This is a genomic window from uncultured Gilvimarinus sp. (assembly GCF_963975215.1).
Lineage (GTDB): Bacteria > Pseudomonadota > Gammaproteobacteria > Pseudomonadales > Cellvibrionaceae > Gilvimarinus.
This window is the reverse complement of sequence record NZ_CAXBFW010000017.1, coordinates 64,396-79,306: the sequence shown is the minus strand read 5'-3', so window position 1 is coordinate 79,306 and position 14,911 is coordinate 64,396. Positions and strand designations below refer to the sequence as shown.

Genomic DNA, 14,911 nt, shown 5'->3' with positions numbered 1-14,911 from the left:
GCCAAGGCGTAGAGCCGAGCAGGGCGCCGAGCCATCAAACCCCTTGGCGAGCTCCCAGGGGCGCCCCTGAGCTTTTGCTTCACGCTGCCGGTCACGACAGGTCATATCCAAACCAACGGCAAAGCCACATACTGCGTCGCGCGCCTGTTGCTCGCTGGCGGCGCTTAGGGTTTGGTCGATGGCAATCACTAACTCAAGCTCGTGATGCACCTCCTGACTAAACCAGGGGTAACTAAAAGCCTCGCCTTCGGGGAGTATGGCGCTCGCGGGCTTAAAAAAGAAAAATGGAGTGCTCCGCTCCGGGTCGTGGCCCATTTCGCGGGCGTGCTCGCGGTAGTTGCGGCCGATGCATATGATCCGGGTTACCGGCCAGCGGCGCTCACTCTGGCTGATGGCGAGCTCAGTCATCGCGTTGCGCATCTGCTAAGTATTGATCTTTTAGGGCAACATAATTTCCCGCCGAGTAGCGAAAAAACTCCCGCTCTTTGTCTTTTAACGGGCGAACCTGTTTGCAGGGAGAGCCCATGTACAAATAGCCGGACTCCAACCGTTTGCCCGGCGGCACGAGGGTGCCCGCGCCAATCACTACCTCGTCTTCCACTACGGCGCCATCGAGCACGCTCGAGCCAATGCCCACCAGTACCCGGTTGCCAATGGTGCAGCCGTGCAGACAGACGTTGTGGCCTACGGTGACGTCGTCACCAATAGTGAGGGGAAACCCCTCGGTGTTAAAGGGCCCGGCATGGGTGATGTGCAATACCGAGCCGTCTTGAATACTGCTGCGTTCGCCTATAGATATACGGTGCATATCACCGCGAATCACCGCAAACGGCCAGACGGAGGTGTCTGCCCCCAGAGTGACGTCGCCGATGACCAGAGCGCAGGGGTCGATGTAGACCGTAGCGTCATAGTGAGGCGTATGATCTTGGTGGCGGCGGATATTCGCGCCATTTGGGTGGTTTTCTGCCATAGTGAAGTCCTGCGTGAGAGCTTTGCCTGCCGCGAATGGTGGGCCGATTGGGTGTATCATACCCATTCTTACGCCGAGAAAAAATCGATCCGACCCGGAGGATAAATGAGTCAAGCCAGCGATAATCCACTACTGCGCCAGGATACCTTGCCACCGTTTGCCGAGATTAAACCCGAGCATGTGGTGCCAGCGGTGCAAACCTTGATCAATGAGGGGCGCGCGCACCTGGAGGCGCTGTTGGCGGAGTTGGGCACGCCTACCTGGGATACTCTCGTGGCGCCGCTCGAGGCCGAGGGTGACCGCCTCGAGCAAGCGTTTGCTCCGGTCAGCCACTTAAATGCGGTGGTAAACACACCGCAATTGCGCGATGCCTACAACGAGAGCATTGCCCTGCTAACCGAGTACAGCACCGAAGTATCGCAAAATCGCGATCTGTATCAGGCCTATCAGGCACTGGCCGATAGCGACGAGTATCAGACGCTCACCAGCACCCAACAAAAAGTGGTGGATAACGCTCTGCGGGATTTTCGCTTAGGAGGCGTTAGCCTTGAGGGCGACGACAAGCAGCGCTACGGCACAATAGCCCAGCGCTTGAGCGAGCTCTCTACCACTTTCGCCAACAACGTACTGGATGCCACCGGCGCCTGGTATTTGCATTTTGACAGCGCCGAGGCGTTGGCCGGCTTGCCCGATTCGGCTCTGGCTCAGGCCAAACAGGCCGGCGAACAAAAAAAGCATGACAATGGCGAGCCGTTAGGCGGCTATGTGGTAACGCTGGACTTTCCGTCGTATTTGGCGGTAATGATGTACGCCGATGACCGCACCCTGCGGGAAAAAATGTACCGTGCGTTTGTCACCCGCGCCTCGGGCGATGGCGTTAAAGCCGATGGCAGTAGCGCTGCCGAGTGGGACAACACCGGTATTATTGCCGAGACTCTCGCGTTGCGGCACGAGCAGTCGCGCCTGTTAGGCTTTAATAACTTTGCCGAGCGCTCGCTGGCCAGCAAGATGGCCTCCAGCCCAGAGCAAGTGCTTGAGTTTTTGCGCGAGCTGGGTGAAAAGTCTCGCCCGCGAGCCGAGGCCGATTTTGCCGAGCTTGAACGCTTTGCCCGCGAGCAAGGTTGCGACACGCTGGAGCCTTGGGATGCAACCTATTACGGCGAGCAGCTGCGTCAGCACCAGTACGCTATATCGCAAGAACAGCTGCGCCCTTATTTTCCCGCGGAAAAAGTCATCAGCGGTATGTTTGATGTGGTCGCCAAGCTGTTTGACGTCGATATCCTGCCGGTTGCCAGCTTTGACACCTGGCATCCCGACGTGCGTTTCTATCACATCTTTAAAAATGGCGAGCAGATTGCCAGTTTTTATCTGGATATCTTTGCCCGCGAGCACAAACGCGGCGGCGCCTGGATGGCTGACTGCAGGGTGCGCCGGCAGCTAGACGACGGCAGCCATCAGTTGCCGGTGGCGTTTTTAACCTGCAACTTTACGCCCCCGGTGGGCGACACGCCATCGCTGTTAACCCACGATGAAGTCACCACCTTGTTTCACGAATTTGGTCACGGTTTGCACCATATGTTAACCGCCATCGACATTGCCGCCGTCAGCGGCATTAACGGTGTGGCGTGGGATGCGGTAGAGCTGCCCAGCCAATTTTTAGAAAACTGGTGTTGGCAGGAAGAAGTGATTGGCATGATCTCCTGTCATTACGAAACCGGTGAGCCTTTGCCCAAAGCGCTGCTGGATAAAATGCTGGCTGCCAAGAATTTTCAATCGGGCATGCAAATGATGCGGCAGTTAGAGTTCTCGCTGTTTGATTTTCGCTTGCACGCTGAGTATAACCCCGAGGCGCCTGTCGCGGCGGCGGTGCTGCTGGACGAGGTACGCCAGCAAGTCGCGGTACTCACGCCGCCGGCTTACAACCATTTTGAAAATAGCTTTAGCCATATCTTTGCCGGCGGTTACGCGGCGGGTTACTACAGCTATAAGTGGGCCGAAGTGTTATCGGCTGATGCGTTCTCGGCCTTTGAAGAAGAGGGCATTTTTAACCAAGCTACCGGCAAGCGTTTTTTACAAGAGATTTTGCAGCGCGGTGGTTCGCGTGAGCCTATGCAGTTGTTTGTCAGTTTTCGCGGTCGCGAACCGCGCATTGATGCGCTATTGCGGCACGGCGGATTATTGGAGCGTGCATCGTGAGCACCTACAGCAAAACCAAACGTTTTTTGGCTGGTGCTATTTGTCCGCGCTGCGAAGCGACCGATGCCATTGTGGTGTATTCACGGGATGAGCGCGACTTTCGCGAGTGTGTTGATTGCGGTTTTATCGATGAAATGCACTTTGCACCTCAGGCGCAAGAGCTCGACACCCGCGTCAGTGACACCGCAGACAACGAACCGACTGAACAGGTGGTAAAAATCTTATCGTTCCCCTCGGACTCCTCGCGCTAAATGCGGCTGTTGCGTCAGTGCCGGGCTCTTGGCCCGTGGGGGGTGTCACTGGCGCTGTTGCTTGCCAGTCAGGCTCGGGCGCAGTTGCCCGATACCCTGCATCTGGCGGCGACCGACTGGTGCCCTTACACTTGTGTTGATCAGCCCGACCGACCTGGCATTGTGGCCGAGTATGTTCGCACTGTGCTGGCGCGTGAGCAGATCGACTTAACGCTTACTTTTTTACCCTGGACCCGTGCGGTCGTCGAGGCGCAACGCGGCGCGGTTGATGGCTTACTTACCGCTGTCGTGGACGAGGCTCCACAGTTAATGTTTACCCAGGAGCCGGTGGCCGAGTATCAAGATTGTTTATATACCCGATCTGACAGCTCGTGGGAGTATGACGGGGTCGCTTCATTGTCGGAGCAGCGCTTGGGTGTGGTGCATGGCTATGGCTATTCCAGCCAGCTTAACCGTTACATCGCCCGGGCACCTGAAAACAATGTTATCGCCCTGCGCGGTGTAAACAGTACTGCACGCCTGTGGGATATGTTGCTGCTAAAACGCTTTGATGTTTTTATTCAGGAGCGCCGGGTTGTCGCCTGGCAGGCTTACTCACATCAGCGTGATATTACGGCTATTCGTCCGGCCAGTTGTTTGGCTTCGCAACCGTTTTACCTCGCGTTGTATCCCGGTAATGATTACAGTCGCGAGCTAATAAACCGGTTGGACCGGGCGTTTGCGGCCGCCGAGAACCGGGAGTTGTGGCTCGCCTTGCAAGCGCGGTACTTATCTCAGGCCGAGGCTGCGGCGCCCAAATAATTGCTGCGTAGCTCCTCTATACTGACTGGCCGGCTAAACTTAAACCCTTGCAGGTAGTCCACCTCGCGCTCGGCCAGCCAGCGCGCCTGCGCATCAGTTTCAACACCCTCTGCGACGATACGCAAATTGAGTCCGCGCGCCAAACCGATAATGGATTGCGCAATAGCGATACTGTCTTTGTCGCCGGGTAAATCCTGAATAAACGACCGATCAATTTTTAGTTTGCTAAAAGGTAAGTGCTTTAGGCGCGACAGCGACGAATAACCTGTACCAAAATCATCAATCGAGAGCCCCGGTCCAAGCCGTACTAATGCTTGTAGTGATCGTTGCAGTTCAATGGAATCGTGGGCAATAACATCCTCGGTTATTTCAAACTCAAGCTGATCGCCGGGAATGTTGTAGTGCGTCAGCAGTGCCGCGATATTGTGTGCCAGATTGGGATGCAATACTTGTTCGACGCCTAAATTGATCGCCACCTGAGCGAGGTGGATACCGCTGCAGCCCAGCCGGTAGATGTCTTCACAGACGCGGCTAATCACCGCTTTATCGAGGTCGTACATAAAGCCGGCGTTTTTGGCTAATGGCAAAAACTCGGCCGGTGTCAGCCAGCCATGTTCGGGGTGCTGCCAGCGCACAAGGGCCTCGGCACTGACAAGGTGCTGGCCGCGAGCGGCGACAATGGGCTGATACAACACCGTGAGACTGCTGGACTCGATAGCTTTGCGCAGTTGGCGCTCAAGGGTAAAACGGGCGCGAGCTTCCCGTGAAATTTGCGCATTAAAAAATCGTGCGTTGTTGTGGCCGCGGTCTTTTGCCTGGTGCATGGCGGTTTCGGCGTGTCGCAGCAGCGTATTAACATCGGCGCCATCCTCTGGGTAAAAACATACCCCCGCGCTTAACGTCACCTGAATTTTATGCTCAGACATCACCAGTGGTTTTAGCAGTTGCTCAAGCAGCTCTTCGGTGGTGCGCTCTAAGGACTGTCTTTGTCCGGTGCTGCGAATAATCAAGGCAAACTCGTTACCGCCGGTTCGGGCCACTTTGTCCTTACCGTGTATGGGTAATTGTCGCAGCTTGCGCGCTACCGCTGTGATAATTTGGTCGCCCACACTTTGCCCAAGACCTTGGTTGATTTGTTTAAGCTTATCGATATTGAGCCATATCAATGAGAATGAGTTGTGCCGATTGGGAGTGTTTTTAGTCAGTACTGAGATTCGCTTTTGCAGGGCACGGGCGTTAGACAGGCCGGTTAAATCGTCATAGTGAGTAACGTAATCGAGTTCTTGTTGGCTTTGCTGCCATGCCTCGTAGGTATTAATCAGGCTTAGGGTATCGGCAATAGCCGAGACAAAAGCGATACTCGATAGGGTCCAGTCGGTGCGCACCCGCGCCTCTAAACAGACGACGCCGTAGAGTTTGCCGTGGTCAAAGATAGGAACGTCGAGCATGGAAACGATATTATTTGGCTGTAAATAATCACGGGTAAAACTGCGGGTGCGTAAATCGGTGTGGGCATCGACGGCGTCAATAATGCGCTCATCCAATAGGGCGCGAAAATAAGCTTGATGATCGGATTGCTCAATCTGCACAGCCTTGTGGCAAATCCCGTGCTCGCGATCGAGAAGGACTTCTAGTGAGAGAGAGTCAAGGTCGGACTCAAGGCGCCAGACACTGACCCGGTCGATGTCCAGCAAGGTGCTGCACAGGGTAATAAGCTCAATGAGTTGGTGAGCTTTATCTAAGGTAATAAAGTCCCGATTGTGGCGCAGGGCCACGAGGCGCTTATGCAAATCAATAAAGTGTTCGCTCTCACCCATATTATTATCATCGCGGTGAGTGGGTATTTGGCGCCTTACCGGGGCGCCCCTAGACTAAAATATCTAATTTAATATGGCACCTAAATATTAATTTGTCTAATACTAAAAACATCAGTCAGGGCCGGAGAAATTCACAAAAATAGATCGATCCGCCGCAAGACAGGGCCAGCGGGAGAGTTCGACCGACCAGCCATGGGCGCGGTGGTGGGCAAAAAAATGGTCAAAAGCGGCCCCGGTAAAGTGGTGCTCAGTAAGCAATATATCGGCCGAAAACAGCACCGCTTGGTCGAGCTCGATGGCAAATGGTTCGCCGATGAGCTCGTGCGCCACGATATTAGCCCGGGTGGTGTCCATGGGCACCAAAGGTGAACCGCACAAACTAATAAAGCGGTCGTTGATCTCCTCCAGTAGCCGATGAGCCAAATACGCCTCAGCCAGTAACACCTGTAATGTGCTTGAACCGCGAACCAGCTCCGGGGGGCGTAAAAAGTAATCCACGGCTACTTTTAGCAACGGGTCTACTTGCTGGTTGATATTGGCATCGCGGGTAATCGTGTGAATGGCTTCAATAAAATCCGGCACATGCTCGATATAGCGCACCACAAAGTCAGCCAGCAGTAGCGGCGCAACGTCGGCCGACAAAGATATGGCGTTGTGTAAGGTGCTACTGCGAACTTGCAGGCGAGCGATTAGCGCGGCGGTCTCTTCACTCGAAGCCGAGAGATCGTCGATCAGGGTACGCATTTGGCCGACCTGTTCGAGTAGCATGTTGTTAAGTGTGTGGCTACTGGCCTGTGGGTGCATTCAGTTTACCGGGACGTGCCACGACTGCCGGGTAGTGGTGGCTGGATTTACACTAAAGGGGGTAATGCTCTGCACGTACCGCCCTAACAGTACTTAATAAAAGTAATACAACACCGCCGCTTTGCAAGTGCTGCGGCATCGGTTGAGCATAATTTGGTGAAATTATGATGACAGCCGGCGCTGCTGCGCGCGAAAAACCAGTGCCATAGCGATACTGCGGGCTAGGTTAAAGCCGCAAAAGGCGAGCCAGAGGCCGCTATTGCCCTGCGCCTGAGTAAACCACCAAAGGGGCAAGAACACAGCCGTGGTGCACACTAACATGATATTTTGCATGGCCGCAGTGGCGCCACTGCCAAGAAAAATTCCGTCGAGCTGATACGCCCATACGGTGAGCAGCGGTAATATCACCACCCAGCCAAATTGACGGTTCGCCTGTGCAAGTACCTCGGGCAAAGCGGTAAAAAGTGACAGCCAATAATGTTGCCCCAGCCAAAACAGCAGGCTGATTGCCGCGGCGGTTAACAGTGCGAGCGCCGTGGTGCCCTGGACTACGCGAATAAACTCGGCGCGATCGTGAGCCCCCACCGCCTTGCCGCACAGGGCTTCGGCGGCGTGGGCAAAGCCATCCAGAGCGTGCGAGGTAAGCAGCACAAACTGCAGTAAAATGGCGTTGGCGGCCACTATCTCGGTGCCCATTCGCGCCCCTTGGGCGGTAAAAAAAGTAAACACACCCAGCAGGCAGGCTGTGCGCACAAACAGGTGGCGGTTAACCTGTAGCAGTGGTAAATACTCACTCCAGTTAGTGATACAGCGGTGCCACTGAGCCTTGACATGGGCGCGATCGATTTTGCCGGCGAGCAGCACAAGCCCGACGGCCAGAGCGCAGTATTCCGCAATCACCGAGGCCCAGGCGGCGCCGTCGCTGTTCATTTGCAGGCCGATGATAAACACCACATCCAGAACTAGGTTGACGCCATTGGCGGTTACCACCAACAGCAGCGGGCGCCGGGTGTCTTGTTGGCCGATAAACCAGCCGATGAGGGTGTAGTTAAGCAGCGAGGCGGGCGCGCTTAAAAACCGAATGGCACAGTAACTGGCGGCAAGTCCGGCGGCTTCGGGAGCCGGTTGCATAAAGTAGAGCCCCAGCCCGATCAGCCAGGGCTTTAGCAGCAGTAAACCGCCCGCCAAAGTCAGCGCTAGGGCCGCCGCACGCAGCCACAGCCGGGTGGCCTCGCGAGTATCGTTGCGCCCCACCGCACGGGCAACCAAGCTGGTGGTGCCCATGCGCAAAAAACCAAACGACCAGTACAGCAGTGACAGCAAACTCGCCCCCACCGCAACGGCACCAAGGTACTTGGGCGCATCCAGGTGGCCCAGAATCGCGGTGTCGACAGCGCCCAGCAAAGGGACGCAGAGGTTGCTAAGCATGATGGGCCATACCAGTGGCCAGATACCATGCCAGCGGCTGCTAACGGTGCGTGTGTGAGGAGGTGATTGTTGCATAGCGCGAATGATACAAGGTTGTCCCGGTGTTGGGTGAGCAACTCGCCACAGGGGTCGCAAAAGCGGCATTCGTGCGACAAATTTATTGACATTTTTGCTTGGCTATGGCCACATTGAGGGCGCAGATGCGACGATTTGCCGCAGTTTATTAGTCGTACCCCTCCGATTATTCGTTGGTACCCAATAAGCTAACAGCGCGAATCCCACTCGCTGTATTAAAGTGTGGTGGATGAAGTGCGCGTGTTAATTACGCACGGCGGCTGTAGCAACTGTATAGCGCGAGTTACATCGGAGATGTAATAGACAGGGTAGGGGCGACTAGATCGCGCCGATGTCGAGAAAGTCGGGAGCAAGATATCCGGCCGTAAAACAATAAGCATAATGAAACAGCTAACGGAGAAGATGGGCAATGTTGAAAACAGCACGTGGGCTTTGTGCCTGGATGCTTGGTTTCACGTGTCTGCTGGTGGCAAGTAGCGCACTGGCAGAAGAAGCTGAGCGGTGGAAGTTCAATATGACCCCGGGGGTAACACCGGTTAGTCAGGACGTTTACGGTTTGCATATGCAAATGTTCTGGTGGTGTGTGGGGATCGGCGTCGTCGTTTTTGGCGTCATGTTTGTTAGCATGTTTTTGCACCGCAAATCCCGCGGCGTAAAACCGGCGAACTTTCACGAGAGCACCTGGCTCGAACTTCTCTGGACGGCGATTCCTTTCGTTATCCTGATTCTGATGGGCATTCCCGCCTCGAAATCGCTGATCGAACTCTACGATACGGAGAAATCCGAAGTCGATGTATTGATTACCGGTTATCAATGGCGTTGGAAGTACGAAATTTTAGGCGAAGATGTTAGCTTTTTTAGTAACCTCTCGACCCCTCGAGACCAAATTGAAGGTCACGCCGAAAAAAGCGCAAACTACCTACTTGAAGTCGATGAGCCGCTGGTATTACCTGTCGGTAAAAAAATTCGTTTTCTGGTGACTGCCAGCGATGTGATTCACAACTGGTGGGTGCCGGCCTTTGCGGTTAAGCGCGATGCCATTCCCGGTTTTATTAACGACTCCTGGGCCAAAATTGAAGAGCCCGGTATTTACCGTGGCCAATGCGCCGAGCTGTGCGGTAAAGATCACGGCTTTATGCCTATCGTCGTGGACGTAAGATCAGAGGCCGATTATCGCGCCTGGCTCGATGAGAAAAAAGCCGCTGCGGCGGCGCTGGCCGAGCTAACCGAAAAAACCTTCACCTTTGACGAGCTCTACGCCAAAGGTGAAGAGATCTACAACCGCTCTTGTGCTGCCTGTCACTTAGCCGACGGTGAAGGTGTTCCGGGCGTGTTCCCGGCACTTAAAGACAGCCCGGTGGCTGTGGGCCCAATTGATCATCACATAGATGTGGTCGTGAACGGCGTCGCGGGTACCGCGATGCAAGCCTTTGGTGAGCAATTGTCCGAGGTGGACATCGCCGCTGTGGTTACCTACGAGCGCAATGCGTGGGGTAACAACATGGGCGATCTTGCTCAACCGCTTGATATTTATAACCATAAACAAGGCAAATAGGAGGTAGACAATGGCTCACGGCCCCGCTAAAGGTTTAACGCGCTGGTTGTATACCACCAACCACAAAGATATTGGCAGCATGTACCTGTGGTTCAGCTTTGCCATGTTTTTCTTGGGTGGCATGTTTGCACTGGTGATTCGCGCCGAGCTGTTTCAGCCCGGTTTACAGATAGTCGAGCCCAACTTTTTTAACCAAATGACCACCATGCACGGCTTGGTGATGGTGTTTGGTGCGGTTATGCCGGCCTTTGTCGGTTTGGCTAACTGGATGGTACCGCTGATGATTGGCGCTCCGGATATGGCGCTGCCGCGCATGAATAACTGGAGCTTCTGGATTCTGCCGTTTGCGTTTGCGATGTTGTCATCGACCTTGTTTATGCAAGGCGGTGCACCCAACTTTGGTTGGACGTTCTACGCGCCGCTATCGACCACTTACGCACCACCGTCGGTAACCTTCTTTATCTTTGCCATTCATATTATGGGTGCCAGCTCCATCATGGGGGCGATCAATATCATCGCCACTATTTTGAACATGCGCGCGCCCGGCATGACCTTAATGAAGATGCCGCTGTTTGTCTGGACCTGGTTGATCACCGCCTTCTTGCTGATTGCGGTAATGCCGGTACTCGCTGGCGTTGTCACCATGATGCTGATGGATATTCACTTCGGCACCAGCTTTTTTGATGCGGCCGGCGGCGGTGACCCGGTGTTGTTCCAGCACGTATTTTGGTTCTTTGGCCACCCCGAGGTGTACATCATGATCCTGCCGGCGTTTGGTATCGTCAGCGCGATCATCCCCACCTTTGCCCGCAAGCCACTGTTTGGTTATGCCTCTATGGTGTACGCCACCGCCGCCATTGCGATTTTGAGCTTTGTGGTATGGGCGCACCATATGTTTACCGTGGGTATGCCGATTGCCGGTGAGCTGTTCTTTATGTGGGCGACCATGCTGATCTCGGTGCCTACCGGGGTTAAAGTATTCAACTGGGTAGCCACCATGTTCAAAGGCTCCATGACCTTTGAAACACCGATGTTGTTCTCTATCGCCTTTGTCATCTTGTTTACCATTGGTGGTTTCTCGGGGCTGATGCTCGCGATCGCGCCGGCTGACTTTCAGTATCACGATACCTACTTTGTGGTGGCGCACTTTCACTATGTGTTGGTGCCTGGGGCTATTTTCTCTATTACCGCGGGCGTGTACTACTGGCTGCCCAAGTGGTGCGGCAATATGTACAACGAGACCATGGGTAAGATGCACTTTTGGTTGGCGTTTATCGGCCTGAATGTGACTTTCTTCCCCATGCACTTCTCGGGTCTTGCCGGTATGCCGCGTCGCATTCCGGATTACAACCTGATGTTCGCCGACTGGAATATGATTTCATCTGTGGGTGCCTTTTTGTTTGGCGCCGCGCAAGTGGTGTTTTTGTACAACGTCATCGCGACCATCATGTCGGGTAAAAAGGCGACCGATGAAGTGTGGGATAACCCGGAAGGCCTGGAGTGGACGGTGGCTTCGCCTGCGCCATACCACACCTTTGCCGAGCCACCCGAAGTTAAATAAGGCATAAGCCCGAGCGCATAGCTATGAAGTTATCGTGGCCAAGTAACCCGGTTACAGCGCTAAGCGTAAAGCTTGGGCTCACAGTGTGCGGCATGTTTGTGTTTGCTATTTGGATCATGCCGCCGCTGTATGATGCGTTTTGTGATATCACCGGGCTAAACGGTAAAACCGGCGATAAATATGAAGTGGTCGACACCGCCGTAGATACCAGCCGGATTATCAATGTGCAGTTTGTCGCCACCAATAACGAAGGTATGCCCTGGAAGTTTGGCCCCGAGATTAAACAAATATCGGTGCACCCGGGCGAGCAAGCTATGATTAACTATGTGGCGAGCAACCCCACCGGAAAAGACATGGTGGGGCAGGCGATACCGAGTTTGGTGCCTTACAAAGCGGCCAATTTTTTTCACAAAACCGAGTGCTTTTGCTTCGAGCAACAAGCACTACTAGCAGGAAAGGATGCCATCTTGCCGATGATGTTTATTGTCGACCAAGATATTCCTGAACACATTAAAACGATCACGTTAAGTTACACGCTGTTTGATGTGACCGATCGTTTTAGCAAAGACGAGTTGTTGAGCATGGCCCACGATGGGCTTTAACATTAACCGCAAAACAATAAAATTTCGGCGGGGAGTACAACTATGAGTGCAGGAACCTACTACGTACCGGAGCAGAGCCGGCTGCCCATATGGGCGAGCTTTGGCCTGTTCTTGACGGTATTTGGTGCGGCCAACTGGATGAACGGTAGCGATAAAGGGCCCTATTTATTTTTTGCCGGTGGCCTGGTGTTTGCGATCGTCCTGTGGAATTGGTTTCGCATCGCCATCTCAGAAAACATGGCGGGCATGAACAGCGCGCAGCTAAAGCGTTCTTACGTGATGGGCATGCAGTGGTTCATCTTCTCTGAGGTGATGTTTTTTGCCGCCTTTTTTGGCGCGCTGTTTTATATCCGCACGCTCGCACTGCCGTGGCTTGCCGGGGAAGGTGACGGTGTTGATAACCCGCTGTTGTGGCCCAACTTTACCGCCGAGTGGCCTCTAATGACCACGCCAGATATGGCACTTAACGGCGATGCCGCTACCCGCTTAGGCCCTAAAGACAGTATGACGTTTCCGGGTTGGGGTGGTTTATTAGGTTGGCTGCCACTGTGGAACACCATTATCCTGTTAAGCTCTAGTGTGACTGTACACTTTGCCCACAGCGCCATTAAAAACAACAACCGTAAAAGCTTTAATATCTGGTTGGGGGTGACGGTTTTACTCGGCGTGATCTTTTTGATTTTACAGGCCGAGGAATATATTCACGCCTACCATGAGCTGGGTTTAACGCTGCAGTCCGGTATTTACGGCACCACCTTCTTTATGCTGACGGGCTTTCACGGCGCACACGTAACCATCGGTACCTTGATGCTGTTTATTATGTGGATGCGCTCAATGCTAAAAGGCCACTTTAAACCCGACGATAACTTTGGCTTTGAAGCGGCCAGTTGGTATTGGCACTTTGTGGACGTGGTTTGGGTTGGTTTGTTTTTTGTTGTCTACGTGTTTGGCTAATAAAGCACCTTCCCCTGGGTTAGCGAAGGTGCTGATCCCAGGGGGCGGTATCGGTTAAAATACCAGAGTAAAAGCCATATACGACACAGATCATCATTAAACTGGCCAGCACGATTCGGATCCCCAGCGCATACAGGGTACGCTTTTTATTGGGTACGCCGGCGTCGCGTAAAAGGTACGTTAGGCCCGCCGTCAAACTGAGCACAATGCCAATAAACAGTATTAAAATAATTATTTTTAGCCACATAATAAAACCATTGATTGAATGAGCTAACGTCAGATAAGCTCAAGGAACTAAGAAGCTAGTTGGCCGATAAGCCATTTAAGTCGCCAACTGCCTAGATAGTAACGCAGGCGACGTATTTGCCCAAGCAACTGTTTACGCCCAGCTAAAAATCAGCATCAAAAGTGGGCGCTATAACTGACTGTTGTATTTCAGATGTATTGATAAAGTCTTAGTTAAAAGCTTGAGATAGAGGTACGCCTTGTGACACCCGGTTCCACAGCTCGCTCACGCCTTACCCTAACGCCCAATCGCGCGCTGATCGCTTTGTCGGTTGTATTTTTGCCTGTGCTTATAGGGTTGGGGTTTTGGCAGCTAGAGCGCGCAGAGCAAAAACGCACTGTGCTACAGCAGGTGCAACAGCGTCAGGCTGGCGCACCGGTAGATCTCAGCGATACAGCGCTTACAGGTTTGCAGCCCTACACCCGAGTTATTGCTCGCGGTGAATTTGATAACAAGCATATTTGGCTGGTGGATAATCGCCAACGCGATGGTCAAATTGGCTTTGAAGTGGTACAAATATTTAAACTGGATACGCAACAAAATATTTTGGTTAATCGCGGTTGGCTGTTGGGCGATGTTAGTCGTACGCAGTTACCCCAAGTGCCAATGTTAAACGGTACGATAAGTTTATTTGCCCAACTTTATCCCGTAACGTCACACCCCTTACTGAGTGCTAAGGCCGAGAAATCCGGCTGGCCACGGGTTATTACGGAGGTGGATGTGAGCCAAATGGCCGAAGATGTCGGGCAGCCGTTAGCCGAAGGGATGTTAAAGATTGATGAAGCCAGCCCCGGAGCACTTCGCACCGGTTGGCAAGCGGTTAATATGATGCCCGAGCGCCACACGGGTTACGCCCTGCAGTGGTTTGGTTTGGCGTTGGCTCTGGTGGTGTTAACACTATTTGCTAACACCAACCTCGCGACCCTATGGCGCCATAAGCGGCGCCAAGATGTAACAGACAATAAAAAATAGGCAGATGTAAATGACAGATTCACAACCGGCTCAGCCAGCCGCGAATAAAAGGCGCGGTCAGATTCAAGCGCTATTGTTGATGCTAATTGTGGCTCTGCCCATGATTGCCGCCTACACCATGTATCACACAGGCTGGGGCATTCCCGACGGCACCGTTAATAAAGGCACGTTAGTTACACCGCCTATTGAGGTGGCTGCACTGGGGCCCAAAGAGCAGGGCGAGTTGTGGCGCATTAACGATGAGCCAAAGCGCTGGCGCTATGTTGTGGTGGGCAATGCCAGCTGCGATCAAACCTGCCTGGATAATTTATACCTAACGCGCCAGGTGCATATTCGCCTTAACGAAAAAGCCGATCGCGTCGAGCGCATTTATTTATTACTGGATGACGCGCTAAGCCCAGAGCTGGCGGCTCATATTGCGGAGCAACATCCGCTGTTACGGGTGATGACCGTCAATGGTAACGATCTTTTACAAGCGCTGCAGGCGAGTAATATCAGTGATGACCCGATCGCTTCAGGGCGCTACTTTTTGATGGATCAAGAAGGCTTTTTAATGCTCAGTTACACGCCGGAGCACACCGGCGGCGAGTTATTAAAAGACGTTAAAAAAATGTTAAAAACCTCCTACGAATAAGAGCG

Annotated in this window: 15 protein-coding genes; 9 read left to right on the top strand and 6 right to left on the bottom strand. The window is 53.5% G+C overall.

The genetic code is table 11. The features are described 5' to 3' along the window. A partial coding sequence (locus tag AAC019_RS12055) for a fumarylacetoacetate hydrolase family protein (RefSeq protein ID WP_339899174.1) occupies positions 1–408 on the bottom strand: 408 nt, incomplete at its 3' end. After that, the gene (locus tag AAC019_RS12050; RefSeq protein WP_339899173.1) at positions 401–970 is read right to left on the bottom strand and encodes a gamma carbonic anhydrase family protein; all 570 of its coding nucleotides are present in this window, start codon (positions 968–970) and stop codon (positions 401–403) included. The genes AAC019_RS12050 and AAC019_RS12055, both read right to left, overlap by 8 nt. A 105-nt stretch (positions 971–1,075) precedes the next feature. Between AAC019_RS12050 and prlC the strand changes: the two genes are divergently transcribed. From prlC to AAC019_RS12035, 3 genes are read left to right on the top strand one after another with little or no spacing between them, the layout of a single operon-like run. Continuing rightward, positions 1,076–3,166 (top strand): oligopeptidase A, encoded by a 2,091-nt coding sequence (gene prlC, locus AAC019_RS12045; RefSeq protein WP_339899171.1) that lies wholly within the window; start codon positions 1,076–1,078, stop codon positions 3,164–3,166. Continuing rightward, on the top strand, positions 3,163–3,417 hold the full coding sequence (locus AAC019_RS12040; RefSeq protein WP_339899170.1) for a YheV family putative zinc ribbon protein: 255 nt from the start codon (positions 3,163–3,165) through the stop codon (positions 3,415–3,417). The genes prlC and AAC019_RS12040 overlap by 4 nt, the downstream gene beginning before the upstream one ends. Continuing rightward, on the top strand, positions 3,418–4,218 hold the full coding sequence (locus AAC019_RS12035) for a transporter substrate-binding domain-containing protein (RefSeq protein ID WP_339899169.1): 801 nt from the start codon (positions 3,418–3,420) through the stop codon (positions 4,216–4,218). On the opposite strand, the gene AAC019_RS12030 is transcribed toward AAC019_RS12035, so the two are convergent. The 3 genes from AAC019_RS12030 to AAC019_RS12020 all read right to left on the bottom strand — a co-directional run bounded on the left by AAC019_RS12030 (position 4,191) and on the right by AAC019_RS12020 (position 8,342). Further along, positions 4,191–6,035, bottom strand: coding sequence for a sensor domain-containing phosphodiesterase (locus AAC019_RS12030; RefSeq protein WP_339899168.1), 1,845 nt, complete (start codon positions 6,033–6,035; stop codon positions 4,191–4,193). The two genes, AAC019_RS12035 and AAC019_RS12030, sit on opposite strands and share 28 nt — an antisense overlap. 111 nt (positions 6,036–6,146) lie before the next feature. Beyond that, on the bottom strand, positions 6,147–6,779 hold the full coding sequence (locus AAC019_RS12025; RefSeq protein WP_339899167.1) for a hypothetical protein: 633 nt from the start codon (positions 6,777–6,779) through the stop codon (positions 6,147–6,149). A gap of 222 nt (positions 6,780–7,001) precedes the next feature. Continuing rightward, the gene (locus AAC019_RS12020; protein WP_339899166.1) at positions 7,002–8,342 is read right to left on the bottom strand and encodes an MATE family efflux transporter; all 1,341 of its coding nucleotides are present in this window, start codon (positions 8,340–8,342) and stop codon (positions 7,002–7,004) included. Between the two features lie 409 nt (positions 8,343–8,751). Here AAC019_RS12020 and coxB point away from each other — a divergent pair, with 409 nt between their 5' ends. From coxB to AAC019_RS12000, 4 genes are read left to right on the top strand one after another with little or no spacing between them, the layout of a single operon-like run. Beyond that, complete coding sequence (coxB, locus tag AAC019_RS12015; protein WP_339899165.1) at positions 8,752–9,897, top strand: cytochrome c oxidase subunit II; 1,146 nt, start codon at positions 8,752–8,754, stop codon at positions 9,895–9,897. Between the two features lie 10 nt (positions 9,898–9,907). Next, positions 9,908–11,458, top strand: a complete 1,551-nt coding sequence (ctaD, locus tag AAC019_RS12010; protein ID WP_339899164.1) for a cytochrome c oxidase subunit I — start codon at positions 9,908–9,910, stop codon at positions 11,456–11,458. Positions 11,459–11,481: 23 nt separating this feature from the next. Further along, positions 11,482–12,060, top strand: a complete 579-nt coding sequence (locus AAC019_RS12005; protein WP_339899162.1) for a cytochrome c oxidase assembly protein — start codon at positions 11,482–11,484, stop codon at positions 12,058–12,060. A gap of 42 nt (positions 12,061–12,102) precedes the next feature. After that, entirely contained in the window at positions 12,103–13,014 is a 912-nt protein-coding gene (locus AAC019_RS12000; protein ID WP_339899160.1) for a cytochrome c oxidase subunit 3, read from the top strand. Between the two features lie 19 nt (positions 13,015–13,033). Here the strand turns inward: AAC019_RS12000 and AAC019_RS11995 are convergent, their stop codons facing one another. After that, entirely contained in the window at positions 13,034–13,261 is a 228-nt protein-coding gene (locus AAC019_RS11995; RefSeq protein ID WP_339899159.1) for a DUF2909 family protein, read from the bottom strand. A gap of 240 nt (positions 13,262–13,501) precedes the next feature. Between AAC019_RS11995 and AAC019_RS11990 the strand changes: the two genes are divergently transcribed. Together AAC019_RS11990 and AAC019_RS11985 are read left to right on the top strand one after the other, a co-directional pair. Next, positions 13,502–14,272 (top strand): SURF1 family protein, encoded by a 771-nt coding sequence (locus AAC019_RS11990; protein WP_339899158.1) that lies wholly within the window; start codon positions 13,502–13,504, stop codon positions 14,270–14,272. A 10-nt stretch (positions 14,273–14,282) separates the two neighbouring features. After that, positions 14,283–14,906, top strand: a complete 624-nt coding sequence (locus AAC019_RS11985; protein WP_339899156.1) for a hypothetical protein — start codon at positions 14,283–14,285, stop codon at positions 14,904–14,906. Positions 14,907–14,911: the final 5 nt, after the last annotated feature.